Below are 26,885 nucleotides of genomic sequence, written 5' to 3' on the forward strand. Positions count from 1 at the left end.
CGTACTCGGTGATCACACATGCGCCGAGCCGCGGGCCGCGCGGCCAGCTATGCCATCTCGCCCAACCAGTACGGAGTGCCATTCCGTCATGGCCGGGGTGAGAATCCCCCCTTTCGAACCGGAAACTCATCCGGGCTGCCCGGGGGCGGGCGGTCCACCGGTGGAGAGGGAAAAGACCCATGAGCTCATTCCTCCGTCCTGCGGTACCGGGCGAAGATCCATTGATCACACCGTCCGAAAACGGCCATGCGGACCGCGCGCCCAAGATCGGAGGCGGCCGGATATCCGGCCAGTACCGTCCGATCTCCTCCCACCTCGCCATTGCGCCGCCGGTGAGCGTAGTGATTCCCGCCATGAATGAGGCGGAGAATCTCCCCTACGTCTTCAAGACCCTGCCCGACTGGATCCACGAAGTGGTCCTGGTGGACGGGAATTCGACCGACGACACCGTGCAGGTCGCCCGCGACCTGTGGCCGGGGGTCAAGGTCGTGAAGCAGCGCGGAAAGGGCAAGGGCGACGCGCTGATCAGTGGTTTCGCCGCCTGCTCCGGCGAGATCATCGTGATGGTCGACGCGGACGGCTCGGCCGACGGCAACGAGATCATCAGCTACGTCTCGGCGCTGGTCTCCGGGGCCGACTTCGCCAAGGGCTCCCGGTTCGCCAACGGCGGCGGCACCGACGACATGACGCCGATCCGCAAGCTCGGCAACTGGGCGCTGTGCGCCGTCGTCAACGCCAAGTTCGGCGCCCGCTACACGGACCTCTGCTACGGCTACAACGCCTTCTGGCGGCACTGCCTGGACAAGATCGACCTGGACTGCACCGGCTTCGAGGTCGAGACCCTGATGAACATCCGGGTCGTCAAGGCGGGCCTGCGGGTCCAGGAGATCCCCAGCCACGAGTACGTCCGCATCCACGGCGTGAGCAACCTCAGCGCCGTACGGGACGGACTGCGCGTGCTGCGGGTCATCCTCCACGAGCGCGGCAAGCGGCACGGCCGCCGCCGCCCGCCGGCCTTCGCGACGGGCGTGAACCGGGGAGAGGTGTCTTGACCCACCTGGCCATCTCCGTGGTGATCTGCGTGTACACGGAGGACCGCTGGGAGGACATCCTCGCCGCGGTCGACTCGGTGCGCGCGCAGTCACTGCCGGCCGTCGAGACGCTGCTGGTCGTCGACCACAATCCGGCGCTGCTCGAACGGCTCGGCAAGGAGTACAAGGAAACGCCCGAGGAGGTGCGGGTGCTCGCCAACGCGGGCCCCCGCGGCCTCTCCGCGGGCCGCAACACCGGTATCGCCGCCGCCCGCGGCGAGATCCTCGCGTTCCTCGACGACGACGCGGTGGCCGAGCGCGAGTGGCTGTTCCACTTCGCCGCGGGGTACGAGGACCCGCGGGTGATGGCCGTCGGCGGCCGGACCATGCCAGCCTGGGCCTCGGGCCGCAGGCCCGACTGGTTCCCGGCCGAGTTCGACTGGGTCGTCGGCTGTACGTACAAGGGGCTGCCCCCCGGCAAGGTGCGGGTCCGTAACGTCCTGGGCGGCAACGCCTCCTTCCGCAGGTCCGCGTTCGAGGCGGCCGGAGGCTTCGCGACCGGGATCGGCAGGGACGGCGACAAGCGACCGCTGGGCGGCGAGGAGACGGAGCTGTGCATCCGGCTCACCAAAGCGCTGCCCGACGCGGTGCTGCTGATCGACGACCGCGCCGTGATCCACCACAAGGTCCCCCACATCCGTGAGCGGTTCGGCTACTTCCGTACGCGCGCCTACGCCGAGGGCCTGTCGAAGGCGCTCGTGGCGCGAAGTGTGGGGGCGGGCAAGGGACTTGAGTCCGAGCGCCGCTACACCACCCGGGTGCTGCCCGCGGGGGTGGCCCGTGGGCTGCGCGACGCCGCGCTCGGGCGGCCGGGCGGCGCGGGCCGCGCGGGAGCCATCGTGACCGGAGTCGCCGCGGCGGCCGGCGGGTACGTACTCGGCAGCGTCCGCGCCCGACGGGGCGCCGCCACGTTCACGGTGCCCGTCCCGAACCGCGTCACGAACACGGAAGGTGCGCAAGGGGAGGTTCAGTGAACACGCCGGTACCCATCCTGATGTACCACGCGGTGGGGCGCGCCCCGTCGCCGCAGGCGTACGGCCTCTCGGTGACGCCGGAGGCGTTCGCCGGGCAGATGGAGCTGCTCGACGCGGGCGGCTACACGCCGCTCACGACGGCGCGGCTGGCCGCACGCTGGCGAAACGGCGGCGCGCTGCCGCGCCGTCCGGTGGTGATCACCTTCGACGACGGGTACGAGGGCGTGCACCGTCACGCACGCCCCGTGCTGGCCGAGTACGGCTTCGCGGCTTCCGTGTTCGTCTCGACGGGGTGGGTACGCGGCGCGTACGAGGAAAGGGGCGCCCTGGACACCATGCTCGACTGGAACCAGGTGCGGGAGCTCGCCGCCGACGGCGCCGAGATCGGCGGGCACAGCCACACCCACCCGCAGATGGACCAGTTGCCCGACTCCGAGCTGTGGTTCGAGGCCTCGCGGTGCATGGAGATCATCACCGGGGAACTCGGGAACCCTCCCGCTTCGTTCGCCTATCCGTACGGATACTCCAGCCGTCGGGTGCGGCGTGCCGTGCGCAAGGCCGGGTTCACCCAGTCGCTCGCCGTGGGCAACGCGCTCGCGGAGCGATGCCAGGGGCCGTACGCCCTGCGTCGGGTGACCGTACAGCGCAGTACCGGTATCGAGGAGTTCGAACAACTGGTGGAAGGCCGGTCGATTGCCCGCGCCTTCGCCAGGGACCGAGCCCTCACCAAGGGATACGCCGTGGTCCGCAGAGCCCGAGCGGCCGGCCGGAAGGTAAGCAGAACCCGTGTCTGACACGACGATCGCCCAGGCCGACAGCGCGCCGGCGACCCGGCCGACGCCGGGACGCCGCCTGCTCCTGCCGGGAAAGGGCGGGGGCAACCCGCTCTTCCGCAACGCCTATGCGCTGATGCTCAACACGGGGATCAGCGCGCTGCTCGGGCTGAGCTTCTGGCTGATCGCCGCCCGGTACTACTCGGAGTCCGCGGTGGGCCAGGGCTCGGCGGCCATCGCGGCGATGAAGCTGCTGGCCGGCCTCGCCGCGCTGACGCTGACCGGGGCTCTGGCGCGCTTCATTCCGGTGGCGGGGCGCAGGACCGGGCGGTTGGTCCTCCAGACGTACGCGGGAAGTTCCCTGGTGGTCGCGGTGGCCGCCGGGATCTTCCTGTCCACCCTGAACCTGTGGGGCCCTTCGTACAGTTTTCTGCACGGCCCGCTGAACGGCCTCGGCTTTGTGCTCGCCGTCGTCGCCTGGTCGTTGCTGACTCTTCAGGACGGTGTGCTGACCGGTCTGCGCAGCGCGCTGTGGGTGCCCGTCGGCAACACCGTCTTCTCCGCGGTGAAGCTGGTCCTGCTCATCGTCATCGCGACGTCGGTACCGACCGCCGGTGTCTTCGTCTCTTGGGTCGCGGCCATCGCGGTCTCGGTGATCCCGCTGGGCTGGATGGTCTTCCGGCGGCTGGTACCGCGCCATGTGGCGGCCACGGCCCACACCACCCGGCCGCCCACCCTGCGGCAGATGGGCCGCTTCCTGGCCGGTGACTACACCGGCTCGCTCTTCTCGCTGGCCGTCGTCTACGCGGTGCCGGTGATCGTCGCCTCGCAGGTCAGCTCCGAGGACAACGCGTACTTCTACATCACCACGACCATCGGCGGCACGGTCAACCTGCTCGCCATCAACATGGGTGCCTCGCTGACGGTGGAGGGCGCGCACGACCCGTCGACGCTGGCGCGGAACTGCCGGGCCGCACTGCGCCGCATGGCCCGCATCATGCTGCCCGTGGCGGCCGTGCTGTTCTTCGGCGCCCCGTACATCTTGGGCGTGTTCGGCGAGGGGTACGCGAACGCGGCGACGCCACTGCTGCGCTGGTTCGCGATCGGTGCGCTGCTGCGCGTCGTCATCGAGGTCTACTTCGCGGTGCTGCGCGCCCAGAGCCGCACCTCCGGGCTCGCCTACCTCCAGGGCGCGTTGTGTGTGCTCGTGCTGAGCCTGACGCTGGTGCTGCTGCCGCGGATGGGGCTCGTCGGGGCCGGTGTCGCCGAGATCTCCAGCCTCGCGGTCGTCGCGTCGGTCGCGGGCATCAAGCTGTACCGGGTGATCAAGTCGGCGCCGCCCCGGGCGACCGTCCCCGAAGGGAAGCTCGCGGACCGGGCGGTCGAAGGCGAGAGTGACAGCGACACGGAGCTCGCGCCGGCTGGGCAGGTGCCCGCCGAGCGCATCGGCGGTGGCTCGGGCTCCGGCTCCCGCGGGGAGTTCGGGACGCGCTGGGCGCTGCGCTCCGCACTCGACCAGGACACCATGCCGCTCGGCGCGCGGCTGGACTTCGACCACCCGGAGCGCCGGCCCGATGTGCGACCGGGGCCCGGGACACCGGCCGCCGGCACGCCCGTGATCGGTGGCGGGGAGCTCGGAAGCGGCGGGGACGCGGACGCCGGGCACCGGCCCACCTGGGCGCTCAAGTCGCCGCCCAAGGCGGTCGACGCGCCGCACTCCACCTCGTCCGTCCCCTCGCCCGCGCCGTCGGCCGAGGCGAGCGAGGATCCGAAGGCGCACCCCACGCGGGGGCAGCAGACGCCGCCGTCCGCCGAGCAGCCCCCGTCGCCCGACGGGCCACCGGCGGCGACGGTCAGCCCCGAGCCGTCCAAGAGCCGCTTCGCTCTCCCGCACGCGCGCATCCCGGAGCTGGGTGTGGGGCTGCTGCTGGTGACCGCGCTGGCGCTGTACTGGCTGCCCGTCCTGGGCATCGGCGAGGCGGATCTCGACCGGATGGGCGGGCTCGGACTCATCTCCGTACTGCCGACGGCGACACTGGTCGGCGCCGGGCTGCTCGCACTGTCCTTCGCCTCGCTGCTGTGGCTCGACCGGCCGCGGACCGTGCTGCTGCTGGCCGCGCTGCTCGCCACCGTGGTGTCGCTGCACGCGCTGCCCGCCGTGCTGGAGGCCGAGCCGCGGTTCGCCACGGCCTGGCAGCACCTGGGCTTCATGGACTACATCGACAGGACCGGCTCCGCGGTGCCGGACCTGGACGCGCGCTGGAGCTGGCCCGGCTTCTTCGCGGCGGCCTCCTTCGTCTCCGAGGCCTGCGGCATCTCGGACATGTCCTCGGTGATCCGCTGGTGGCCGACCGCCCTGCAACTGCTGTATCTGCCGCCGCTGTTCCTGCTCGCGCGGTCCATGCGGGCGAGCTGGCGGGCCAAGTGGACCGGCGTCTGGATCTTCGTCCTGAGCGGCTGGGTCGGTCAGGACTACTTCTCGCCGCAGGGCTTCACCTACGCGCTGTACATCGCGTTCGTGGCGGTGCTACTGGTCTGGTTCCGCGAGCCGCGGGTCCTGTGGACCAAGCGGCGGCCGGGCGAGGCCGAGGTCAGGCCCGCTGCGCGGCGCGAGAAGGCGGTGCTGCTGCTCGTCCTGGTCGGCCTGTTCGCCGCGACGGTGCCCGCGCACCAGCTCACCCCGTTCGTGATGCTCGGAGTGCTCGCCGCGCTGGTCGTGACCGGACTCTCGACCCTGCGTGGGCTGCCGATCCTCTTCGGGGTGCTGGTGGCCGTGTGGATCGGGTTCTTCGCCGAGCCGTACTGGTCGGGGCACTTCGACGAGCTCTTCGGCGGCGTCGGCGGCGTCGGCGGCAATGTGACGTCGTCGGTCTCCGGCCGTATCGAGGGCGGCAGTTCCACCCACAAGCTGGTGCTCTACGTCCGGGTGGCGCTGGCCGGCGGTGTGATGGCCTTCGCCTGCTGGGGCTGGTGGCGCCGCCGCCTCAACGGGTACCGCGAGCGGTCCCTGCTGGTGCTGGCCTTCGTCCCGTTCCTGGGTTTCGGCATGCAGTCGTACGGCGGCGAAATGGCCCTGCGCGTCTTCATGTTCGCGCTGCCCGGGGCGGCCCTGCTGGCCGGCCTCGCGCTGTTCCCACGCACCGGCGCCACCGCGGACGAGCGGGACGCGGACCGCAAGAGTCTGGCGCCGGTGGCCGCGCTGATGGCGGGCCTGGTCCTGATCGGCGGCTTCCTGGTCGCCCGGTGGGGCAATGAGCCCTTCGAGCGGATCAGGGGCGGCGAGGTCGCGGCGATGGAGTTCGTGTACGAGCACGATGACCCCTCCGTGCGGCTGCTGTGGATGAGCAACGACATCCTGGACAACGTCACACCCGCCCTCCCCTGGGGCGCCAGGGACATGGAGAAGGTCAGCTATCTGCCGACGCTCGCGCCGGCCGACCCGGTGCTGGTGGCGGGCCTGGTCAAGTCGCTCAAGGTCGCCGGGCCGAACTCGTACCTCATGATCAACCGCAGCCAGTCGGTCTATCTGCAGTTCGACGCGGGCTACTCGCCGACCTGGGAGAAGCGACTCGTCGCGAACCTCGACAGGCGCCCCGAGCTCAGGAAGGTCCTGACGAACGCGGACGTGTCGATGTACGCGCTGCGCGAGCAGCCGGACGATCCGGTCGAGAAGCCGAACCCCGGTCCGATCGGCCCGCAGGTCACCTGGACCCCGTGGTCGGTGGTGGGCGCCCTGGCAGCGCTCGCGCTGATCGTGCTGCTGGCGGCGCGCGAGGTCGTACGGGTGGCGGTGGCGCCCGGCGTGCGGCAGTTGCAGTGGCTGCAGAGCACGTTCTGGTTCTCGTTGCCGCTGCTGGCGGTGCTGCTGGCCGCACTGGTCCAGCGCTTCATGACGATGTCCTAGGCGTACCGCCCGCCGCCGGTCAGCGCTTGAGCCAGCGCACCTCGTACCCGGCCATGTCGAAGGACTTCCCGTCCACCTTCGCCTGGATGGGCCGGTTCAGGGTGTTCACGACGAGCGCCGCGTCGGCGTCGGCGACGACCCGCACATTGGGTACGTCGTCGGAGGCGACCGGCACCTTCTCGTAGCGGGTCCCCGGCGGAAACTCCTTCGCGAACCGTGCGAGCAGTGTCAGCATCGGCAGCTCGCTGCCGCCGTCGGCCAGCTGCGTGGAGCGCCACAGGCACCCCGCGCATTTGGCGCCCCTGTTCTGCGGGTTCCAGTAGAAGCCGGTGCTCGCCCCGCCGCGGGCCATCGCGATCATGCCGGAAGCGTGCACGGCGACGCGGTGCGGCTCGCTCCAGCCCTCGCGTTCGTCGTCGTCGTCGCCGGGCTCGACGTAGTACTCGGCCCACCACAGCGGCAGCTTGCCGGACCTGGCACGGACCCACTCGCCGACGGCGGTGAGCTTGTCCGTCGCCTTGAATTCGTCGGGCAGCAGCTCGTCGTCACGGGTGTAGCTGGCGCCGTCGACGACGACGAAGTCGGCGCCCGCCCTGTTCTTGCTCCAGTAGGCAAAGGCGTCGAGGACCCGCTGGTCGACGCTGCCCCAGGGCCCCTTCAGGGACGAGGCGTGGGTGGTGTCGCGGGGCTCGTAGCTGTCCATGACGAGGTACGGGCCGCCGACCTGGTTCTCCCGGTCGACCTTCTTCAGCTCGGCGTACACCAGGTTGTACAGCTCGGTGTAGCCCTCGTAGTTCCAGCGCTTGCTGCTGTCGTCGAAGAAGCCCTTGAACTCGTTCCAGACGATGAAGTGCCGCACGTCGGGATAGCGCTTGGCAACGGTGGAGGCGAGCTTCGCGAAGTCCTTGTAGTGCTTGGGGCTCGGCGCGGTCTCCAGCGACTTCTTGCTCCAGTCGGTGTTCTCCGCGCCGGCCTTGCCGCCCTTCATCCAGTCGGGCGCGCAGCACAGCGTGATGACGGGGGTGCCGCCCGTCCTGCGGATGAGGTCGACGCGGCTGTCGAGCTCGTCGAACTGGTAGCGGCCGGGTGAGGGCTCGGGGTTCTCCGCGCCCCATCCCATGATGTGCTGGATCTGCGGCAGCTTGTGCGCGGACAGCGTCTCGTCCGCCTTCTTGCGTGCCGCGGCCGTACCCTCGTCGGCGCTGTACTGCGTGTGCGTGAAGCCCCAGCCCAGCTCGGGAGACGGATCGGCGGGCGGCTTCGCCGGGGTGCCGTGCACCTTGTCGCCGTCCGCGGTGGTGCCGGCGTCGTCGCGTGCACCGTTGTCGGGGAGGGTGCTGCACATCGTCAGCAGGAGGGCGACCACCACCGCGCCCACGCCCAGCAGTGCGATGATGCGCCACCGCCGGGGCCCCGAATTCCACTCATGACGTCCCATCACTCGTCAGAGTATCGGGGGGCGGCCGCATTTCCGCAGGTTCTTCCGGAACAGGCACGTAACGCCGCGCCGCGGGGCAGCTGGTGAAACCCGGTGCACGAGACCGCGCCGCGGGGGATCATGGGCGCCATGTCTGCGAACCCTGAGGCCGCACTGCCGATCCGGCTCAATGTCGACGACAGCGATTCACCGTCCGATGTCGTCGACGCGCTGTTCCTCGGCCGTTTCGCGACGGGCGAGCAGCCCTACTCCCACAGTTCGTCGATCGACCGCGTCAAACCGGGGGCCACACTGCTGCCCCCGTCGGCGAAGGTGCTGCGCGCGGCCCGCGACGACGACCGCAGCGCGACGCTCGCCGAGGGCGAGGGCTGGACGCTGCTCGTGTCCCGGTGGAGCCGCGGCGCGGACGTCACGGTGACCGCGGTGACCTCCGAGCTGGCTGAGCAGGTGCTGGGGCAGGCGACGGAGGGCGTGCGGGACGAGCCGGAGCCGCAGCCGGAGAACGTCTCGATGGGCTTCTGGTACGTCTCGCCGCGCCGCGGCCCGCACCGCACGAGCCGGCAGATCGCCGCCGGTACGTGGGATGAGGTGCGGCCCAACTACACGGCGCCGGTGGCCGACGCCATGGACCGCCTGATGAAGGTCACGCCGGACGACATCGCGGGGCGTCTACTGCTCCTGCACGGGCCGCCGGGCACCGGGAAGACCTCGGCGCTGCGGACGCTGGCCCGTTCCTGGCGAGACTGGTGTCAGGTCGACTGCGTACTGGACCCGGAGCGGCTGTTCAACGATGTCGGCTATCTGATGGACATCGCGATCGGCGAGGACGACGGATCGGCCAAGGGCCGCTGGCGTCTGCTGCTCCTTGAGGACTGCGACGAGCTGATCCGCGGCGAGGCCAAGCACACGGCGGGCCAGGCCCTGTCGCGGCTGCTGAACCTGACCGACGGTCTCCTGGGCCAGGGGCGGAACGTGCTGGTGGGCGTAACCACCAATGAGGACCTGGAGCGGCTCCACCCGGCGGTGGTCCGCCCCGGCCGCTGCCTGGCCCGTATCGAGGTCGGCTCGCTCACCCGCAACGAGGCGGTGAACTGGCTGGGCACGGCGGAGGGCGTCGGCCGCGACGGCATGACCCTGGCGGAGCTGTACGCCCTGCGGCGCGGCACCGGTCCGGCCTCGGTGCCGGCCCAGCACGAGGTCTCCGACGCGGGCCTGTACCTGTAGCCGCCCGCGAGAGCCCGCCGAACCCTAACGTCCGGCGCCTACTTCGTGTAGCCGGCGCGCAACGCGTCCTCGACGGCCGCCAGCGCCCCGGCGCGGCTGAGCCCGAGCCGTCGCGCCCGGTCGACGTACGCCTGGGCGGCGGCTGCGGCCTGCCGTTCCGCCGCGTCCCCCGCGGCGGCGATGAACGTGCCGTTGCGCCCGCGCGTCTCGATCACGCCGTCGGCGTCCAGTGCGCGGTACGCCTTGGCCACGGTGTTCGCCGCGAGCCCCAGATCCTCCGCGAGGCCGCGCACGGTCGGCAGCTTGTGGCCCACCGGCAGCGCGCCGGCGTGGGCCTGCTCGGAGATCTGGGCACGCAACTGCTCGTACGGGGCGGTCGTGTCGTCCGGGTCGATGGAGATGTTCAAAGTCACCGGCCAATTGTCCCCCACGGAAGGAAAATGGGAGGCAAGAGCGGATGTCCCGCGCGTAACGTCCCGTCCATGCTGTTGATCGTTCGCGCCTCGGGGGTCCGCCATGTCCGTACACCGCGTTGAGATCACCCTCCTGAAGGCGGGCCGTACGAAGATCCGCTATCCGGCGGAGCTGTTCTCCGACGACGGCACTCATCTCGTGGTCCGCGCACCCTGGGCGGGAGCGGGCGTACGGGACTTCGGCTTCGTACGGTTCGAGCCGGGTGATGTCTTCACCGAGCACTACTGGCGGGACCGCTGGTACGCGGTGAAGGAGGTCAGGTCGGGGGACGGCACGCTCAAGGGCTGGTACTGCGATGTGACGCGCCCCGCGGTCGTCCTGACGGACCGCGTGGAGGTCGAGGACCTGGACCTGGACCTGTGGGTCTCGGCCGACGGCTCCGCGATCCTGCGCCTGGACGAGGACGAGTTCGAGGAGAGCGGCCTGGCGGACCGCGACCCGCAGGCGGCGGCCGAGGCGGGCCGGGCGCTGGACGACCTTGAGCTGCTGGCCCGGGGACCGGGCCTCACCCACCTGCTGACCGCGGTTTCAGGCCGGTCGGGGGTTTGACCTGCCGGGGTCGTTCGCGACCGGCCGGAGCCGCTTGCGGTAGTGAAAGCGGCTCCGGACCCCGTCCACGCACCGCTCCACGCACTCGTACCCGTACCCGTACCCGTACCTGGGGTAGAGCTTCTGCTTCTCCCATAAGAGCGCGTTCGTATGGAGCCGCACCTCGGGGGGTCCAGCTCGCGCGCGCTCGTCGACGAACGCAAGCAGACCGCGACCCACCCCCTGCCCGTGGGCGTCGGGGTGGACCGCGGTGCTGTCGAGAAAGAGGTGGTTCGCCTCGGGCACGATGCCGTGGGTCACGCCTTCACATGACGGCGGTGCGGGAGCAGCTTCTTGAGCAAGGGCCAGGCCAGCAACAGCACGATGACCAGGTAGACCGTCACCGAGAACGGCGTGTTGACCAGACCGGTCACGCTGCCGTCACTGATCTGCAGCGCGCGCCGCAGCTGCTGTTCGGCGGCCGGGCCGAGGATCACGCCGATCACCGCGGGCAGCACGGGCAGCCCGTAGCGCCGCATGCCGAATCCGATCAGGCCGATGACCAGCAGGATCACCAGGTCCAGGGCTTCTCCGCCGACCGCGTACGCGCCGACCGCGGCGAAGAAGAGGATCCCCGCGTAGAGGTACGGGCGCGGGATCCGCAGCAGCTTGGCCCAGAGCGGGGCCAGCGGCAGGTTGAGCAGGAGCAGCAGCACCATGCCGACGAACAGCGAGGCGATCAGGCCCCACACCAGGTCGGGTTCGCGCTCGAAGAGGAGCGGCCCCGGCTGGATTCCGTACTGCTGGAAGGCGGCCAGCATGACGGCGGCGACGGCCGTGGTCGGCAGGCCGAGGGTCAGCATGGAGACGAGCGTTCCGGCCGCCGAGGCCGACGCCGCCGACTCCGGTCCGGCGACGCCCTCGATGGCGCCCTTGCCGAATTCCTCCTTGTGCTTGGAGAGCCGCTTCTCGGTGACGTACGACAGGAACGTGGGGATCTCCGCGCCGCCGGCCGGGATCGCGCCGAACGGGAAGCCGATCAGCGGGCCGCGCAGCCAAGATTTCCAGGTGCGCCTGAGGTCGGCCTTTCCCAGCCACGGGCGGCCGACCGGGATCGGCTCGCTCGTGGAGCGCCGCAGGTGTGCGGCGACCCACAGGGCCTCGCCGATCGCGAAGAGCCCGACCGCGACGATCACCACGTCGACGCCGTCGGCGAGTTGCAGCGAGCCGAAGGTGAGGCGCTGTTGGCCGGTCATCTGGTCCAGGCCGACGAGCCCGATGGTGAGGCCGATGAGCAGCGAGGCCAGGCCTCGGATGCGCGAGGAGCCGAGGACCGAGGTGACGGCGATGAAGGCCAGCACCATGATGGCGAAGTAGTCGGGTGCGCCGATGTCCACGGCGAGTGAGGCGACCGTCGGGGCGAGGACGACCAGCAGGATGGTGCCGATCATGCCGCCGGCGAAGTGGCCGATCGCCGCCGCCGCGAGAGCCTGCGCGCCGCGCCCGGCCTTCGCCATCGGGTTGCCCTCCATGGCCGCGACGACGGCCGCGCTCTCCCCCGGGGTGTTGAGCAGGATGGAGGTGGTGGAGCCGCCGAACATCGCGCCGTAGTAGATGCCCGCGAACATGATGAACGCGCCGGTCGGCTCCAGGCCGTACGTCACCGGGAGCAGCAGGGCCACGGCCATCGCGGGGCCGATTCCGGGCAGTACGCCGATGGCGGTGCCCAGGAGTACGCCGATGGCGGCCCAGAGCAGATTGATCGGCGTGAGCGCCGTACCGAAGCCGTCGATGAGGGAGTTGAGGGAGTCCATCTGCTTACAGCACCTCCATCAGGGGGCCACCGGGGAGCGGGACTCCGAGCAGGTTGTTGAAGACGAAGTAGGTGGCGAGGGAGAGGCCGGCGGCGATGAGCGGGTCGCGGTCGAAGTGCCGGCTGCCCAGTGCGTAGGCGGAGCCCCAGAAGAGCAGTGCGCCGGAGACGGGGAAGCCGAGCGGGTCGATGAGGACCGCGTTGCCGAGGAATACGCCGGCGAGGAGCAGCACCGTACGCCAGTCGCCCGGTTCACTCAGGTCGATGTCCTCGCCGCCCTCGGCCTCGCCGCGCCCGCCGCGCAGCACGTCGACGGCGAGCAGCGCGGCGACGAGGAGCAGGGCGATGCCGACGACGACGGGGACTGTTCTGGGGCCGACGGGGCCGCGCTGGGCGATGTCGACGTCCATGGTGAGGGCGTCGGTGAGGACCAGGATGCCGAGGGCCAGCAGCAGCACGCTGACGCCTAGTTCGGAGTGCTCGCGCAGCCAGGTGCGGCGCGCGGAGAGGGGCGTTTCGGTCGTGCTTCCGGCGGTCACAGCCCCAGCTCCTTCAGCACCGAGTCCACGCGCCGGTCCTGCTCGTCCAGGAAGTCGCCGAACTCCTTCCCGGTCAGGAACGCGTCGTCCCAGCCGTTCTTCTTCATCGATTCCTGCCACTGGGGCGAGTCGTGCAGCTTCTGGATCAGCGTGACGAGCTTGTCGCGCTCGGCGTCGGTGAGGCCGGGCGGTGCGACGATGCCGCGCCAGTTGGTGAAGTCGGTGTCGAGCCCCGCTTCGCGCAGGGTGGGGGCGTCCAGGCCCTTGGCGCGCTTGGGCCCGGTGACGGCGAGCAGGCGCAGTTCGCCCGACTCGATCTGGTCGAGGTATTCGCCGAGGCCGGAGACGCCGAAGGCGACCTTGTCGCCGAGGATCGAGGCGAGCAGTTCGCCGCCGCCGTCGAAGGGGATGTAGTTGACGGCCTTCGGCTCGATGCCCGCGGCCTTCGCCATCAGCATCGGGGCGAGGTGGTCGGGGCCGCCGGGCGAGGACCCGCCGCCGACGGGGAGCTTGCCGGGGTTCTTCTTCCAGGCCTTCAGCAGGTCGCCGAAGGTCTTGTACGGGGAGTTCTTGCTGACGACGACGATGTCGGTCTCTTCGGTGAGCCGGGCGATCGGCGTCGTGTCGGCAAGGGTATTGGGCGACTTGTTGGTGTGTACGGCGCCCACGACGCCCAGCCCCATCGACATGGCGACCTTGCCGTTGCCGTGTTCGCCGACGAGCCGGGTGAGGCCGACGGTGCCGCCCGCGCCCGGCAGGTTGAACACTTCGATGTTGTGGGTGAGCTCGGCGTCCTCGGCGTTCTTGGCGGCGGTCCGGGCCGTGATGTCGTAGCCCCCGCCGGGGGTGTTGGGAACCATGAAGCGCAGGCCCGGGATCTGCGTGCCGGTGTCGGAGCCGCTGCCCGAGGTGAGCAGCGGCGGCCCGACCAGTACGAGCACGGCCGCCCCGAGCAGGGCGAGGGGAGTGCGCATGCGCACCTGGGCCACCACCTGTCCTTTTGATCAGTTCGGCTGATTGTGAAGTGGCCCACATGTTGCCTGTGCGTTAACAACCTGTCTCCCTTCCGCAATCAACGGACGTTGTGATCGTTGTGGTCGCGACCTAGCCGGTGACTTCGCACATGGGGCTTTAGGTCTCCAGCCAGCGGGGCCGGGTTTCGTCGATGCCGAGGAGTTCGAGTAGGTGTGCTTGGACTCCTCGGCTGATGAGGATGACGGGTGGGTCGGTGGCGGTGCCGGGGCGGAGCATGAGGCCGTCGAGGTGGTAGAGGATCATGCGGCCGGTGGGTCGGACCTTGCGGTTGTCGGGGTAGAGGCCGGCCATGGTCTGCTCGGGGCCCAGGGCCTGGCGGACCTGGCGTTCGATCAGGCAGTAGACCAGCAGGGCCAGGCAGATCACGGTGATCAAGGCCGTGATGCGGCGGTTGTGCTCCAGGAACAGCGGCGCGACGGCCAGGGGGCCTTTGAACTCGCCGTAGCGGCGTTCGACCACTCCCTGGCCTTTGTAGCGCCGGAAGACCTCGGCCGTGTCGGCCTGCTCCGGAGTCAGAGCGGTGACCAGGGAGTACCAGCCGTCGGCGGCGGCTTCGGCGGCCAGGACGTCCTCGTCGAAGTGCCAGGCCAGAGTGGGTTTCCCGTCGGGGCCGGCGGTGACGGTGGTACGCAGGCAGCTGGCGACCCGGCGGGACTTGGTGATCACCCCGATCCGGGCCTGGACCTTCTCGGCGGTGGTGTAGTACCGGCCGCCGGCCGAGTTTTGCAGTTTCTCCAGATCCTCGGTGGCTCTGGCCAGACGCTTGGCGCGTGCTTTGCGCTGGCCCTCCGCGTTGCCGGTGGAGTGGACCAGGATCCGGCGCAGGTGGTGGACCGGGTCGCGCTTGCGTGGTCCTGCCATGGCGTGGACGTCTTCCAGGACCCGGTAGGACTCGCGCTGGTCGGCGGGGGTCTCCCGCTCGCGGTCGCGGTCGTTGACGTAGTCGACCAGCTCGGCGGCCCCGAGGTCGGCAGTGGCGTAGAAGCCGGCTTTGACCTGGGCCGCGGGTATGGGGGCGACGAATCCGACCCGGGCGTCAAGCAGGGCGGTGACATTCGGGTAGGACACCAGTTTGGAGTCCGCGACGAGCAGGAAGTCCTTGCGGTCGGCGATCTTCCGCAGGGCCTTCATCGCGCCGACGACCTGGGCGACCTCGCCCGCTCCGCCGTCGTAGGCACGGTGGAAGACGGGGATGCCACCGTCGCGGGTGACGGCCAGCCCGGCCTGGACCTGCTTCAGGTCGACCCGCCGGTCCTTGGGGTGACCGTATCTGACTTGCGCGTACTCCTCTTCCTGGTCCGGGTAGGCGCCGAACATGGAGATCGACGTCATGTCCCAGTGGATCTGAGCGGTATCGATGCCGAACTCCGCGATGGCCTGCGCGCCGACCGAGCCGGTGATCTCCTCCAGGTGCGGGGCGATCGCGTCCAGAGCGCGGGCGATACGGTCGTCGTTGAGCAGGTCCGGCTCGATGCCGAAGACCTCCTCGACAGCCCACTTCCGCGCCCAGTCCTCCACCCGCACCATCGAGGTCGGCGAGGACAGCCGGTTGGCGATCAGCGCCTCGACGACCTGCCCGTGCGTCAGATGAGCCACCTCACGGACAGGACACAGCTCGTCGATGATCCCGGCCACGTCCAGCCGGCGCAGAAACTCGGCAGAGGCAGGCAGAGCACCCAGACGCCTCTCCACCACAGGCGCCAACTCCACCGACATGCGGGGGCGCTGGACCCGGGAACGACACGAACGAGATATCGGCACGTCCAGAACAACGACCCGCACTTATCGAAGTACCGGCCAACTCATCAGTTCATCCGATTCAGCTATGTGCGGAGGATCGGCCTAGCCTGGCGCGGTGACCAAGGTGCTGGTGGTGGACGACGACTTCATGGTCGCGAAGCTGCACAGCCGCTGCGTGTCCGCGATGGACGGCTTCACGGTCGTCGGGGTGGCACACAACGGCGCCGACGCGCTGCGCGCGGCCCGGCTGCTGCGCCCCGACCTCGTGCTGCTCGACGTCTATCTGCCGGACATGGACGGGATCACCGTGCTCCGCGAGCTGCGGGCCGCGGAGCAGCGCGACGAGGCCGGGCACACGGTCGACGCCCTGTTCATCACGGCGGCCCGGGACGCGGCGGTCATCCGGGCGGCGCTGCGGGCCGGTGCGCTGCATTACCTGATCAAGCCGTTCAACCAGGCCGCTCTGCAGGAGCAGTTGCGGCACGTGGCGTCCCTGCGGACCCGCTTCCACGAACTGGCCGAGCTGGGTGAGGCGCGCCAGGAGGACGTCGACCAGATCTTCGGCACCCGCCCGCCGGGCTCGCGCGAGCTCCCGAAGGGTCTGGCGGCGCACACCGCGGAGCTGGTGGAGCGCACGCTGCGCGAGGAGCCCGCGGGGCTGTCCGCCACCGAGTGCGCGAAGGCGGGGTCACTTTCACGGGTGAGCGCGCGCCGCTATCTGGAGTTCTTCGCGGACACGGGCCGGGCCGAGGTGACGCTGAGGTACGGCGGGACGGGTCGGCCCGAGCGGCGCTATCGGTGGGTCGGCTAGCAGGCCGTATACGAGTGATTTCCGGCCGAAGCGTGTTCTTTGCGAAAGACACCCGTCGGAAATACCCGCAGGTCAGAGGGTAGTTTTCTGTTGCACCACCAAGATCTGTCCACATGATGGACGGCCCTTCGTGTGCCCCGCACACCCACTCCCAGCTGGCCGAACGACCATTCGGTAGAGGTTGGTTCGAACGCTGGGGCCGGAAACTGCCGACCGATGTGCACTCACTGTCCGCGTACGCAAGACTCCCGACCGCAATCGCAACAGCGAACGAAAGGGATTCACCCATGCGTAACACCCTCAACACGGCCGGTACTTTCGCCGCGGCAGCCGCCCTCCTCCTGACCGGAACGGCCGCCGCGGGCGCCGCACAGGCCCAGCCCGCCCGCGCGACGAGCCTCTACGCCCCGTCGGCTCTCGTCCTCACCGTCAGTAAGGGCGACGACGCCGCGACGGCCACCGTCGAGCGGGCCGTCACCTTGAACTGCGCGCCCAAGCCCACCGGCAGCCACCCCTCCCCCGTGTCCGCGTGTGCGGAACTGAGCTCCGTCGGCGGCGAGTTCAACCAGCTGGTCGAGCCCACCTCGCAGCGCATGTGCACACGCCAGTGGGACCCCGTCACGGTCACCGCCGGCGGGGTGTGGCAGGGCAAGCACGTCACCTGGTCCACCACGTTCGGCAACGCCTGCGAGATGAACGGACGCCTGGCGGACGGCACGGTCTTCAACTTCTGAGCCCGAGTGGGACGGCGGCCCGGCGCAGGACGCGCCGGGCCGCCGCGCGCGTCCCACCCGCTCTTCCCGACGAGACCTGGCCCGCACGCGTCTTGGTACGTGCAGGTGACATCTCGCGTCCGAGCACGACGAGATCCGGGCACCTCACGCGCCGCAGACAACCCGTCCCATAGCCTCGCGCGGAGAGACCTCAGGCGATGCCATGTGTCTCCACTTCGAGGAGGCGATGGTGACCGGAACCGCCGCGCGGCTGCTCGCGGGCACCGTGATCGTGGCCTGCGTGGCGCTCGTCGGCCCCAGCGCACCAGACGGTACCCGTATCGCCGTGCCCCTGTCGGCCGACGCCGCCAGAGAGGTCGTACCGAACTGGGTCATGACGTGGAACATCTGCAACCCCTGCGACGCGAGCAGGCACAACGTCGGCCGGGCAGCGGAGATCGCCACGTACGCGCCCCAGGTCGTCGGCCTGCAAGAAGCGTGCGTGCGTGACGTCGAGAGGATCCGGGATCATCTGCGGTACCTGTACGGGCTGGTCTACCACGTCGAGTACGGCTCGGTTCTGCGCAGTTGGGGCCGCTGCGGAGGACTGCCGTGGAGCCCGGGGGGCTTTGGCCAGGCGATCCTCTCGGCCGCACCGATGACAGACCGGATGAACGTGGAATACCCCGACGGCGGATCCGAGGACCGCGGGTACATGGCAGTCACCACCCTCGTGGACGGCCGGCCCGTCCGGGTCTTCAACACGCACCTGGCCCAACGACGTCAGGAAGCGGTCCGGGCGAAACAGACCCGCGTACTCGCGGCGGAGGTCGCCCGGCACGACCGCACGATCGTTCTCGGAGACTTCAACGCGGTGCCGGACACCGCCGAACTCACCGCGATGTGGGGCCTGGCCACGGACGCGGACCCCGGGTGCGGGCCCTCGGCCACCGGCACCTGCGAGCCGACCACCGACTGGCGCAGCAAGTTCGACTACATCTTCCTGCGAGGCTTCGTCCCGCTGGAGCACGGTGTGCATCCCACCCCGTACTCGGACCACGACCTGCTGCACGCCGACCTGAGGCCAACGCAGCCCGGGGCCGCCGCTCCGCGTTCCTCTCCCTGAGCCCCGGGCGGCACGCCGCCGCCCTCTCCGCCTCACGGCGCGCCCCTTGTTCGGGGCGCGCCGCACGAGGTGCCCCGTTACGGACCCCCACGGACTGGTCCGTAACCGACGAACGGGTCGAACGGGGGCTTGCGGGGGCCCAGCCTCAGCCCCCGGTTAGCGCTCCCTTAACCGGACCATAAGGATCTCCATCACCCCTCCTCAGCAGGGAATTTCACGGTTTCTTGGGGCTAGCGTGCTGATCGCCGGGGCGGGATTCCTCCCGTCGGCGCAGCAGTTCGCCGGGGGGCTGCGCCGCCGGTTCGAACCCCGTCCCGTATCCCCCCACCCCGTGGAACCTGAAGGAGAACGTCACGATGACCGCTCGTCGCACGGCAGCCTCGATCGCCGCCCTCAGCATCGCCCCGCTGGCACTGACCGCTCTGTCCGCCGCTCCGGCCGCCGCCCACGGGTCGATGACGGACCCGGTCTCCCGGGTGTCCGCCTGTTACGCGGAAGGTCCGGAGAGCCCCGACTCGGCGGCGTGCAAGGCGGCGGTCTCTGCCAGCGGTGTGCAGGCCTTCTACGACTGGAACGCGGTCAACATCGCCAACGCCGCAGGAAACCACAAGCAGTTGATCCCGGACGGCGAGCTGTGCAGCGCAGGCAACGACAAGTACAAGGGCCTGGACCTGCCGCGCGCCGACTGGCCGTCGAGCAAGCTCGCCGCGGGTCAGCACACCTTCCGCTACAAAGGCACCGCCCCGCACAAGGGCTCCTTCGAGCTGTACATCACCAAGGACAGCTACGACCCCGCCAAGCCCCTGAAGTGGTCGGACCTGGAGGAGAAGCCCTTCGCCGACGTCACCGACCCGAAGATGGAGAACGGCGACTACGTCTTCAACGGGACCATCCCGAAGAAGTCCGGCCGCCACCTCGTCTACAGCGTCTGGCAGCGTTCGGACAGCCCCGAGGCCTTCTACACCTGCTCCGACGTGGTCTTCGGCAAGGACACCGCGGGCTCGGGCGCGGGCGCCGCGCCGTCGCCGGGCGCCTCCGCCCCCTCCGAGCAGGAGCTCGCCGACGGCGCGGACAAGTCCTCCGTCGAGCACAACGGCCACGGCGACGGTGACCACAAGACGGGCGCCGAGACGACGGCACCGGCAACCGCCGAGCAGCCCGGGGCCGACGAGCCCGCCGCCAACGCCCCGGAGCCCAACGGCGCCACGCTGCCGGCCGCCGCGCCCGCCGCCGACGAGAACCTCGCCGAGACCGGTGGCGACAGCACCACGCCGTACATCGCGATCGGCGGCGCCGCCGCCCTCGCCGTCGGCGCCGCGGTGATGTTCGGCTCGGTCCGCCGCAAGGCCGCCCGCCGCTGACCCACGGCCCCGCACACGACTGCCGCCCGTCCCGTTCTCCGGGGCGGGCGGCAGTCGTGCCTGCCGACGTGGGTCAGCTGACGGCCGAGGCGCAGGTGGTCGGGGTGGCCCGCGCCGGGTCGAGCGAGTTGGCCACCTCGTGGAAGGCGATCCGGTCGAGCACCCCGATCGCCACATGCTCGGAGAGGTCGACCCCGCACAGGTCCTGGAGCAGGACGTTGCGTACGCCCGGACCCGACAGGAACTGTGTGCGGTACGGGGTGACCACCTCGTCGTACCGGGTGGCGATGACGGTGTAGCGGACTCCGGGGACGGTGTCACCGCCCTGATTGAGCCGGGTGAGGAAGGGCGACCCGGCCATCTGGTCGGCGAGGGCCGGGGTCTTGGTGGTGAGCAGGCCCTCGATGCCGGGGAAGAAAGGCAGGAGTTTGGTGAGCCCGAGCAGTGTGGTGCCGTGGTTGTCGGGTGCGATGCCGATCAGGGCGTTCACCTCGGCGGCTCCGCCGAGGAACTTCAGATAGTGCCGCGGCATCATGCCGCCCTGCGAGTGGCCGACCAGGTCGGCCTTGGGTGCGCCGGTCGTGGCGAGCACCTTGTCGACAAACACATTGAGCTGCTCGGCGGACTTGTCGATCGGGCCCAGGCCGTGGAAGAACGGCACGTCCGGGAGCTGCCCGTAGTCGAGGGAGAAGACGCAGTACCCGCGCTTGACCAGGTAGGGGGCGAGGCCGAGCCAGTTGTCGACGGAGTTCCCGAAGGTCCCGTGAACGAGGACGACGGGGCGGGGGTGGGCGGCGGACGGCTGGCAGGCGTAGTTGTTCCACCCGCTGGTGGGGGCGGGCGCGGCGGCGCTCGCGGTGGCCGTGACGGCGGGGGTGACGGTGGCAACGACGGCGAGGAGCAGCGCGGCGACGGGTCTGAGCGCTCGTTTCCAGGGCAGCATCGGGTGATCTCCTTGCGGCTCAAGGGGAAATGCGATGGGGTGCGCCCTGTGATCCGGATCACAAAGATGTGGTGGTGAGGCCAAAATACCCGCGAGTAGTCAAAGACTGAAGTGACGCGCCAAGAAATCTTGACGGAAAGTCAACAACCTCCTGCCGCCCACCCGGCCGTCAGCCATTCGGACCCTCCCCACCTGCGGAAACACCTGACTGCCCAGACCGTGGGGGCATGACTCTCGTCGACGAGGTGAAGACCGCCGTCACGCCACGGGCCGCACTGCTCGTCATCGGCGTACTGGCGCTCCAGCTGCTGTTCATCGCGTCCTACGTGGGAGCGCTGCACAATCCCAAGCCCAAGGACGTCGCCTTCGGTGTCGTCGCCCCCGCACAGGCCGGCAGCCAACTCGTCGACCAGCTCCGGGGCCTGCCCGGCAAGCCGCTGGATCCGCGCACGGTCAAGGACGAGGCCACCGCCCGCGACCAGATCATGAACCGCAAGATCGACGGCGCCCTGATCGTCGACCCGGCCTCCAAGAAGGACACCCTGCTCGTCGCCTCCGGCGGCGGCACCGTGCTGTCCTCGGCCCTGACCTCCCTCACCACGAAGGTCGAGGCGTCCGAGCAGCGCACGGTCAAGACCGTGGACGTGGCCCCGGCCTCGGCCCAGGACTTCGACGGGCTTTCCGCGTTCTACCTGGTCGTGGGCTGGTGCGTGGGCGGGTATCTCTGCGCGTCGATCCTCGCGATCAGCGCCGGCTCGCGAGCGGCCAACCGGGAGCGCGCCGTCGTCAGGCTCGGCGCCATGGCGCTCTACTCGATCGCCGGCGGCCTCGGCGGCGCGATCATCGTCGGACCGATTCTCGGCGCCCTGCCCGGCAGCATCGTGGCCCTTTGGGGACTCGGCGCCCTGGTCGTCTTCGCCGTCGGCGCGATCACCCTCGCCCTCCAGGCGCTGACCGGCATCATCGGCATCGGTCTGGCCGTCCTGCTGGTCGTCATCGCGGGCAACCCGAGCGCGGGCGGCGCCTTCCCGCTGCCGATGCTGCCGCCCTTCTGGGAGGCCATCGGCCCCGGCCTGCCGCCGGGCGCGGGCACCTGGGCGGCCCGCTCGATCGCGTACTTCAAGGGCAACGCGATGTCCGGCTCGCTCCAGGTCCTCGCCATCTGGGCGATCCTGGGCACCGTCGTCACGCTGGTGATGTCCTCGCTGCGCAGGCCGGAAGAGGTCCCCACCGCTCCCGACGACCCCGCGGCCCTGGGGTGAGCGGTACGGATCCCCGCGGCCCCTCCGGGTCCCGGACGTGATCAGCACTCTGGCCGTGGAGAACTACCGGTCCCTGCGCAGACTCGTCGTCCCGCTCGGCCGGCTCACCGTGGTGACCGGCGCGAACGGCACCGGCAAATCCAGCCTCTACCGCTCCCTGCGGCTGCTCGCCGACTCGGCCCGGGGCGGCGCCGTGGCGGCCCTCGCCCGGGAGGGCGGGCTGGCATCGACACTGTGGGCGGGCCCCGAGAAGACGGGCCGCGCCGTGCGCGAGGGCCACCACCCGGTGCAGGGGACGGTACGCACGGGGCCGGTCAGTCTGCGACTGGGCTTCGCGGGCGACGAGTTCGGCTACGCCGTCGACTTCGGCCACCCCTCCCCCGCGCCCGATTCCCTGTTCGGCCTCGACCCGGAGATCAAGCGGGAGTGCACCTGGTCCGGGCCGGTGCTGCGCCCCGCCGCGCTGCTCTGCGACCGCTCGGGACCCGCCGTGCGGACCCGCGCGGCCGATGGCAGCTGGCACCGGACGCAGGGCGCGGTACGCCCGTACGACAGCATGCTCAGCGAGCTGGCCGACCCGCAGCTGGCCCCCGATCTACTGGCGCTGCGCGAGCAGATCAGGTCCTGGCGCTTCTACGACCATGTGCGCACCGACGCGGCGGCGCCGGCCAGGTCCGCGCGGATCGGCACCCGTACGCCGGTGCTCAGTCACGACGGCTCCGACCTGCCCGCGGCGCTCCAGACGATCCGGGAGATCGGCGACCACGACGCACTGGACACCGCGGTCGACGCGGCGTTCCCCGGCAGCCGCGTCACGGTCGCCGACCACGGCGGCCGGTTCGAACTGGAGCTGCGTCAGCACGGCCTGCTGCGACCGCTGGGCGCCGCCGAACTCTCCGACGGCACCCTGCGCTACCTGCTGTGGGTGGCGGCCCTGCTGACTCCGCGCCCGCCCACCCTGCTGGTGCTCAACGAGCCCGAGACCAGCCTTCACCCGGACCTGCTGCGACCGCTCGCGGAGCTCATCCTCACCGCGGGCGCCACCATCCAGCTGGTCGTCGTCACGCACGCCGGGCCGCTGGCCGAGGCGCTGGGACGCGGCGCCCACGACCGCCGCCTCGATCTGCGCACCGTCGAACTGGTCAAGGACTTCGGCGAGACCGGCGTGGCCGGACACGAGGGCCCACTGGACGAACCGCTCTGGTACTGGCCGAAGCGGTAGCTCCGCGGACCTGGACGCGGTGCACCGCGAGGGCGCGGGCGAACAGCGCCGCGTCCACAGCCGTCCCCGCAGGCGTGGGCGACGGGCCGGCGCCCGCCCGCAGCCGGGCCGAACAGTCCACGTCCGCATCGGTCCGGCCCTCTGGCGGCCTGGCCGTCATGACAGCACTACGGGCCGGTCGACGACACATGTCGTTGACCGGCCCGTAGTTCCTAGCAATCCTGCGGCCGCATCAGCCGATCCCGGACCACCCGATGTCGGACCACCGGATGTCGGGTCAGCCGATGTCGGGTCAGCCGATCTCCGCGCCGAGGGCGGACAGCGCGGCAGGCACCGGCTGGAAGAAGGTCTCGCCGCCGGCGGAGCAGTCGCCGCTGCCGCCCGAGGTCAGACCCAGCGCGGTGTCGCCCGCGAAGAGCGAGCCGCCGCTGTCGCCGGGCTCGGCACAGACCGTGGTCTGGATGAGTCCGTTGACGATGTCACCGTTGCCGTAGTTCACGGTCGCGTCGAGCGCGGTGACCTCACCGTCGTGCACCTGGGTGGTGGAGCCGCTGCGCTGCACCTGCTGGCCGACGGTGGCCTCGCCGGCCTTGCTGATCGCCTGCGCGCTGCCGTTGTAGAGGTTCACCTCGCTGGGGTGGGCGACTCCGTCGTCGTACTTCACCAGGGCGAAGTCGGTCGTCGGGAACTTCGACTCGGCCATGGTGCCGAGCTTGCCGCCACCCTGCTCCGTCCACGCGCTGCCGGCCTGGCCGCAGTGGCCCGCCGTGATGAAGTGCGGCGCGCCGTCCTTGACCACGTTGAAGCCGAGCGAGCAGCGTCCGCCGCCGCTGAGGATGGCGTCGCCCCCCGCGATGAGGGGCTTGAACTCCCCTGCGGTCTTCTTCAGTTCGGCCTTGGCGCCGAGCGCCTTGACGACCTTCTCCAGCTTGCTGAAGGCCTCACCCTTGACCGTACGGTCCGCCGTGACGACCACCTTGTTGCTCACCGGGTCCGTACCCCAGGAGGTGCCGGGGATGGTTGCCTTGTCGGTGAGGGTCGTGCGCGCGGCCTTCAGCTCATTGAGGGTGTTCTCGACAATTCTGGCCTTGCCGCCCGCCTCGCGTACGCCCTGCGCCGCCGCCTCGTCCACAACATTGACCACCAGGGCCTTGGACTTGGTGTCGTAGTACGCGCCGGCCGCGTCGCCGCCCAGACCCGAGGTGAGGTCGGAGCCGAGCTTTCCGGCCGCCGTCGCCGACAGCGACTTGACGGTGTACTGAGGGGCTTCCTCACTCGCGTTCGCAGTCTGGAGGGTGACTCCTGCTGCGACCAGTGCCGCGACACCGGCTCCTACGACCGCCACGCGCCTCTTGGGTATGCGTCGGTGCTTCAAGTCAAGACCTCCTGTGGGGGGTCGGGCCCAACAAGGTGGGGGGAGGGCCCGGAGGCGCCCACTATTCCGAGGTCGTTCGCTCGTACACAAGGTCGACTTCAAGACGCGCACACGACAACCCCGGCACGGTTGCTGTCTCTTTACATCAGCGGCCATACCGGGGCGGTGAGGTGATCATGCTGTGCCGGTCGCGTTCGCGAACACCCAGTGCGACCGGACCCGGGCAGCGGGTGAGGGCCGGTCCTGTTCTGTTTTTGTCCCATGGCGTCGGCCGCCGGCTTCGCGGGTACGGACTTCGGCGCGACGGCGGGTGTGGCCGACTGTGCGCGAGCGAATTCCGACAAGACACCCGGACGAGGTCCGGGCCGTCCGCGACACCGCGTACCTCCGCCGCACCGCCGATGGGGAGCCCGTTCCCGTCCCGCACGACGGCCGTGACCACAGCTGCGACAACGGCCGTGACGAAGATGAGTCCCCGCCCGGTGGGGGCAGGGACTCATCTGCTGCTGGCTGCAGTCATGCGATCGTGCTCGGAGCGTCCGATGCCGCCTAGTAGATGCTCACGTTGTACGCGCTCAGTGCCTCGGTGACCGGCTGGAAGAAGGTCGTACCGCCGGAGGAGCAGTTGCCGCTGCCGCCCGAGGTCAGACCGACGGCGCGGGTGCCGGAGTACAGCGAGCCGCCGCTGTCGCCGGGCTCGGCGCACGCATTGGTGCGGATCATGCCGTAGACGACATCGCCGCCGCCGTAGTTCACGGTGGCGTTGAGGCCGGTGACAGTACCGCTGTGGATTCCGGTGGTGGAACCGCGACGGGTGACGGACATGTTCACGGTGGCGTTGGCCGCACTGGTGATGTCGACACTGCCGACGGTCCCCGGGTGCGTGACGGACGCGTTGTCGTACCGCACGATGCCGTAGTCGTTGCCCGGGAAACTGGACCCGGTCGTGGGGCCGATACGCGTGGTGCGGGCGGAGTTCGTGTACCAGGCGGGGGAGCCGTCGGTGCAGTGGCCCGCCGTCAGGAAGTAGTACGTGGTCCCGCTGCGGACGTTGAAGCCGGCGGAGCAGCGCGAGCTGGAGGTATAGATGGCGTCACCGCCGGAGAGCAGCTTGGAGAAGGTGCCGGGGGTGCGCTCGACGCGGATGGCGCCCGCGTCCGTCCCGGCTTCCCGCTTGATCTTGGTGATCTCGGCGCGGGAGACGGTGCTGTCGGCCGTGACGACGAGAGTGTTCGTCGCCTTGTCGATGTGCCAGGCCGTTCCGGATATGTCGGCCTTCAGGACCGCGTCACTGGCGGAGGTGAGTTGGCCCGCACTGAAGGTACCGGCTTCACCGGCACTGGCTGTCGGTACGGCGAGAGCGGCGACGGCGACGAAGCCGGCTGCCATGGCGATCACTCTGGACCGTCTCGCTATACCGCTGAGGGGGGTGGTGCGCTTGATCCTCACTTGTCGTTCCTCCCGAGGGGAGTCGGGGACCCGCGGTGGGGTGGTCGGGTCCGTGAGGCGCAGCCAGTGGCATGTCCGCGTTCCGGACAAGTTGTGTCCCTGACAAGCGCTGTTCGGGAGTATTCGGGGAGTCAACTGCCCGCGCAAGGGCGCCTTTCGGCCGACCGCGCTTACACGGCGCGGCCCCGGCAGTCGTGGAAGTCACGGGGCTGACGGGGCTGAGCGGCACACTTTCGAGCGGTGGGACGGATCAGCGGTCGACGCGGTTCCGCTCACCCGCCGGAACGGGGGCCGACAGGGTGTTGCCCGGCGGCGGGAAGGGGCAGATGAAGTGGTCGGCGAAGGCGCAGGGCGGCAGCAGCGCCCGGTTGAAGTCGACGGTCACCGCGCCGTCGGCGGCCGGTGCGGCGGGCCGCAGGAAACGGAAGTGGTAGCTGCTGACGTCGCTGGTCCCGTCGGCGAAGACCGCCCACAGCGAGCCGTCGTTCTCGATCGCGACCTGGAGCGTGTGCTCGTTCCCCTCGACGTCGAAGGCGATCTCGCCGGCCAGACCGAGCCCCCGCGCGCGCCCGTCCGCGTTCTCCACCTGGATCGTGGTGCGCCCCTCGTCGTACGGGCGGAAGCGGCCCGGCAGGGACCATTTCTCGTCGTACGGTCCCGCCTCGATGTCGGCGAACGCGCGCCGCGCGGGTGACTGCGGGTCGAAGACGCGGACGGCCCACAGCCCTTCGCGGCGCAGCACCACAAGTCGCTGCTCGCCCGCCAGGACACGGGACTCGTGGATGGGCCCGGTGTCCGCGGTCAGCCTGATCTCGCCGGTCAGGGGCTTGCCGTCGACGGTGATCCGGTCATCGGGCCCGGCGGTCAGGACCACCTCGTCGCCGTCCTCGGCCCACCGCCCGGCCACGGCCGGAATTCGCCCCTCCGGGTGGTCGGAGAGCCAGTGGGTGCCGGTGAGCGAGAGCGGGCCGTACGGCGCCCGGACCGTCTCGATGCGCTGCTGGTGCCAGGTCTGCCAGTCCTGCTGCGGGTCTGTGCTCATGCGGTCAACCTTTCACACCCGCTGTACGGGCAGGGGGATCCCGGGTGA

General features: G+C 70.3%; 22 protein-coding genes and 1 pseudogene. 12 read left to right on the forward strand and 11 right to left on the reverse strand.

The features are described 5' to 3' along the window. Positions 1-179: 179 nt before the first annotated feature. The 4 genes from ACLLJJ_RS06200 to ACLLJJ_RS06215 are packed head-to-tail and all read left to right on the forward strand — an operon-like array spanning position 180 to position 6,742. A complete protein-coding gene (locus ACLLJJ_RS06200; protein WP_434588252.1) occupies positions 180-1,052 on the forward strand; it encodes a glycosyltransferase family 2 protein in 873 nt (290 codons plus the stop codon). Continuing rightward, on the forward strand, positions 1,049-2,065 hold the full coding sequence (locus ACLLJJ_RS06205; RefSeq protein WP_434588253.1) for a glycosyltransferase family 2 protein: 1,017 nt from the start codon (positions 1,049-1,051) through the stop codon (positions 2,063-2,065). The genes ACLLJJ_RS06200 and ACLLJJ_RS06205 overlap by 4 nt, the downstream gene beginning before the upstream one ends. Before the next feature lie 20 nt (positions 2,066-2,085). Further along, complete coding sequence (locus ACLLJJ_RS06210; protein ID WP_434600318.1) at positions 2,086-2,859, forward strand: polysaccharide deacetylase family protein; 774 nt, start codon at positions 2,086-2,088, stop codon at positions 2,857-2,859. Further along, the gene (locus ACLLJJ_RS06215) at positions 2,852-6,742 is read left to right on the forward strand and encodes a lipopolysaccharide biosynthesis protein (protein WP_434588254.1); all 3,891 of its coding nucleotides are present in this window, start codon (positions 2,852-2,854) and stop codon (positions 6,740-6,742) included. Before ACLLJJ_RS06210 ends, ACLLJJ_RS06215 begins: the two co-directional genes overlap by 8 nt. Positions 6,743-6,761: 19 nt before the next feature. Here ACLLJJ_RS06215 and ACLLJJ_RS06220 read toward each other — a convergent pair whose 3' ends face one another. Then, positions 6,762-8,180 (reverse strand): xylan 1,4-beta-xylosidase, encoded by a 1,419-nt coding sequence (locus ACLLJJ_RS06220; protein ID WP_434588255.1) that lies wholly within the window; start codon positions 8,178-8,180, stop codon positions 6,762-6,764. A gap of 129 nt (positions 8,181-8,309) precedes the next feature. On the opposite strand from ACLLJJ_RS06220, the gene ACLLJJ_RS06225 reads away from it, so the two are divergent. Next, positions 8,310-9,404, forward strand: coding sequence for a DUF5925 domain-containing protein (locus ACLLJJ_RS06225; RefSeq protein ID WP_434588256.1), 1,095 nt, complete (start codon positions 8,310-8,312; stop codon positions 9,402-9,404). A gap of 38 nt (positions 9,405-9,442) precedes the next feature. On the opposite strand, the gene ACLLJJ_RS06230 is transcribed toward ACLLJJ_RS06225, so the two are convergent. After that, the gene (locus tag ACLLJJ_RS06230; RefSeq protein ID WP_434588257.1) at positions 9,443-9,817 is read right to left on the reverse strand and encodes a GntR family transcriptional regulator; all 375 of its coding nucleotides are present in this window, start codon (positions 9,815-9,817) and stop codon (positions 9,443-9,445) included. A 103-nt stretch (positions 9,818-9,920) separates the two neighbouring features. Here ACLLJJ_RS06230 and ACLLJJ_RS06235 point away from each other — a divergent pair, with 103 nt between their 5' ends. Next, positions 9,921-10,427 (forward strand): DUF402 domain-containing protein, encoded by a 507-nt coding sequence (locus tag ACLLJJ_RS06235; RefSeq protein ID WP_434588258.1) that lies wholly within the window; start codon positions 9,921-9,923, stop codon positions 10,425-10,427. Here ACLLJJ_RS06235 and ACLLJJ_RS06240 read toward each other — a convergent pair. The 5 genes and pseudogenes from ACLLJJ_RS06240 to ACLLJJ_RS06260 all read right to left on the reverse strand — a co-directional run. Then, a pseudogene (locus tag ACLLJJ_RS06240) lies at positions 10,407-10,703 on the reverse strand (GNAT family N-acetyltransferase); the annotation flags it as partial. The gene ACLLJJ_RS06235 and the pseudogene ACLLJJ_RS06240 overlap by 21 nt on opposite strands. Positions 10,704-10,723: 20 nt before the next feature. Further along, entirely contained in the window at positions 10,724-12,220 is a 1,497-nt protein-coding gene (locus ACLLJJ_RS06245; RefSeq protein ID WP_434588259.1) for a tripartite tricarboxylate transporter permease, read from the reverse strand. A gap of 4 nt (positions 12,221-12,224) precedes the next feature. Continuing rightward, on the reverse strand, positions 12,225-12,758 hold the full coding sequence (locus tag ACLLJJ_RS06250) for a tripartite tricarboxylate transporter TctB family protein (RefSeq protein ID WP_434588260.1): 534 nt from the start codon (positions 12,756-12,758) through the stop codon (positions 12,225-12,227). After that, positions 12,755-13,738: a Bug family tripartite tricarboxylate transporter substrate binding protein gene (locus ACLLJJ_RS06255; protein ID WP_434600319.1), complete on the reverse strand. Its 984-nt coding sequence runs from the start codon at positions 13,736-13,738 to the stop codon at positions 12,755-12,757. The genes ACLLJJ_RS06250 and ACLLJJ_RS06255 overlap by 4 nt, the downstream gene beginning before the upstream one ends. Before the next feature lie 151 nt (positions 13,739-13,889). Next, entirely contained in the window at positions 13,890-15,509 is a 1,620-nt protein-coding gene (locus tag ACLLJJ_RS06260) for an IS1634 family transposase (protein ID WP_434588209.1), read from the reverse strand. 139 nt (positions 15,510-15,648) lie between these two features. On the opposite strand from ACLLJJ_RS06260, the gene ACLLJJ_RS06265 reads away from it, so the two are divergent. The 4 genes from ACLLJJ_RS06265 to ACLLJJ_RS06280 all read left to right on the forward strand — a co-directional run bounded on the left by ACLLJJ_RS06265 (position 15,649) and on the right by ACLLJJ_RS06280 (position 19,544). Beyond that, complete coding sequence (locus tag ACLLJJ_RS06265) at positions 15,649-16,344, forward strand: response regulator (RefSeq protein WP_434588261.1); 696 nt, start codon at positions 15,649-15,651, stop codon at positions 16,342-16,344. A 287-nt stretch (positions 16,345-16,631) separates the two neighbouring features. After that, positions 16,632-17,078: a subtilase-type protease inhibitor gene (locus ACLLJJ_RS06270; RefSeq protein ID WP_434588262.1), complete on the forward strand. Its 447-nt coding sequence runs from the start codon at positions 16,632-16,634 to the stop codon at positions 17,076-17,078. 202 nt (positions 17,079-17,280) lie between these two features. Beyond that, positions 17,281-18,183 carry an endonuclease/exonuclease/phosphatase family protein gene (locus ACLLJJ_RS06275; RefSeq protein WP_434588263.1) on the forward strand — a complete coding sequence of 301 codons (903 nt, stop codon included), beginning with the start codon at positions 17,281-17,283 and terminating at the stop codon, positions 18,181-18,183. A gap of 356 nt (positions 18,184-18,539) precedes the next feature. Then, positions 18,540-19,544, forward strand: coding sequence for a lytic polysaccharide monooxygenase auxiliary activity family 9 protein (locus tag ACLLJJ_RS06280; protein WP_434588264.1), 1,005 nt, complete (start codon positions 18,540-18,542; stop codon positions 19,542-19,544). Between the two features lie 73 nt (positions 19,545-19,617). On the opposite strand, the gene ACLLJJ_RS06285 is transcribed toward ACLLJJ_RS06280, so the two are convergent. Beyond that, positions 19,618-20,487 carry an esterase/lipase family protein gene (locus ACLLJJ_RS06285; RefSeq protein ID WP_434588265.1) on the reverse strand — a complete coding sequence of 290 codons (870 nt, stop codon included), beginning with the start codon at positions 20,485-20,487 and terminating at the stop codon, positions 19,618-19,620. A gap of 227 nt (positions 20,488-20,714) precedes the next feature. Between ACLLJJ_RS06285 and ACLLJJ_RS06290 the strand changes: the two genes are divergently transcribed. Further along, positions 20,715-21,749: a DUF3533 domain-containing protein gene (locus ACLLJJ_RS06290; protein WP_434588266.1), complete on the forward strand. Its 1,035-nt coding sequence runs from the start codon at positions 20,715-20,717 to the stop codon at positions 21,747-21,749. 37 nt (positions 21,750-21,786) lie between these two features. Then, positions 21,787-22,971, forward strand: a complete 1,185-nt coding sequence (locus tag ACLLJJ_RS06295) for an AAA family ATPase (RefSeq protein ID WP_434588268.1) — start codon at positions 21,787-21,789, stop codon at positions 22,969-22,971. A 292-nt stretch (positions 22,972-23,263) separates the two neighbouring features. Here the strand turns inward: ACLLJJ_RS06295 and ACLLJJ_RS06300 are convergent, their stop codons facing one another. From ACLLJJ_RS06300 to ACLLJJ_RS06310, 3 genes are all read right to left on the reverse strand, one after another. After that, the gene (locus tag ACLLJJ_RS06300; protein ID WP_434588269.1) at positions 23,264-24,346 is read right to left on the reverse strand and encodes a S1 family peptidase; all 1,083 of its coding nucleotides are present in this window, start codon (positions 24,344-24,346) and stop codon (positions 23,264-23,266) included. Between the two features lie 549 nt (positions 24,347-24,895). Further along, a complete protein-coding gene (locus tag ACLLJJ_RS06305) occupies positions 24,896-25,795 on the reverse strand; it encodes a S1 family peptidase (protein WP_434588270.1) in 900 nt (299 codons plus the stop codon). A 250-nt stretch (positions 25,796-26,045) separates the two neighbouring features. Further along, on the reverse strand, positions 26,046-26,837 hold the full coding sequence (locus tag ACLLJJ_RS06310) for a DUF1684 domain-containing protein (RefSeq protein WP_434588271.1): 792 nt from the start codon (positions 26,835-26,837) through the stop codon (positions 26,046-26,048). Positions 26,838-26,885: the final 48 nt, after the last annotated feature.

The organism is Streptomyces sp. A5-4 (assembly GCF_051131715.1).
Taxonomy (GTDB): Bacteria; Actinomycetota; Actinomycetes; order Streptomycetales; family Streptomycetaceae; genus Streptomyces.

What these genes read in the sequence shown, in the direction of transcription:
- ACLLJJ_RS06200 (WP_434588252.1), top strand. Translation starts at nt 180, where the DNA reads ATGAGCTCATTCCTCCGTCCTGCGGTACCGGGCGAAGATCCATTGATC.
- ACLLJJ_RS06210 (WP_434600318.1), top strand. Translation starts at nt 2,086, where the DNA reads ATGTACCACGCGGTGGGGCGCGCCCCGTCGCCGCAGGCGTACGGCCTC.
- ACLLJJ_RS06220 (WP_434588255.1), bottom strand. Translation starts at nt 8,180, where the DNA reads ATGGGACGTCATGAGTGGAATTCGGGGCCCCGGCGGTGGCGCATCATC.
- ACLLJJ_RS06225 (WP_434588256.1), top strand. Translation starts at nt 8,310, where the DNA reads ATGTCTGCGAACCCTGAGGCCGCACTGCCGATCCGGCTCAATGTCGAC.
- ACLLJJ_RS06235 (WP_434588258.1), top strand. Translation starts at nt 9,921, where the DNA reads ATGTCCGTACACCGCGTTGAGATCACCCTCCTGAAGGCGGGCCGTACG.
- ACLLJJ_RS06245 (WP_434588259.1), bottom strand. Translation starts at nt 12,220, where the DNA reads ATGGACTCCCTCAACTCCCTCATCGACGGCTTCGGTACGGCGCTCACG.
- ACLLJJ_RS06260 (WP_434588209.1), bottom strand. Translation starts at nt 15,509, where the DNA reads ATGTCGGTGGAGTTGGCGCCTGTGGTGGAGAGGCGTCTGGGTGCTCTG.
- ACLLJJ_RS06270 (WP_434588262.1), top strand. Translation starts at nt 16,632, where the DNA reads ATGCGTAACACCCTCAACACGGCCGGTACTTTCGCCGCGGCAGCCGCC.
- ACLLJJ_RS06275 (WP_434588263.1), top strand. Translation starts at nt 17,281, where the DNA reads ATGTGTCTCCACTTCGAGGAGGCGATGGTGACCGGAACCGCCGCGCGG.
- ACLLJJ_RS06280 (WP_434588264.1), top strand. Translation starts at nt 18,540, where the DNA reads ATGACCGCTCGTCGCACGGCAGCCTCGATCGCCGCCCTCAGCATCGCC.
- ACLLJJ_RS06285 (WP_434588265.1), bottom strand. Translation starts at nt 20,487, where the DNA reads ATGCTGCCCTGGAAACGAGCGCTCAGACCCGTCGCCGCGCTGCTCCTC.
- ACLLJJ_RS06290 (WP_434588266.1), top strand. Translation starts at nt 20,715, where the DNA reads ATGACTCTCGTCGACGAGGTGAAGACCGCCGTCACGCCACGGGCCGCA.
- ACLLJJ_RS06310 (WP_434588271.1), bottom strand. Translation starts at nt 26,837, where the DNA reads ATGAGCACAGACCCGCAGCAGGACTGGCAGACCTGGCACCAGCAGCGC.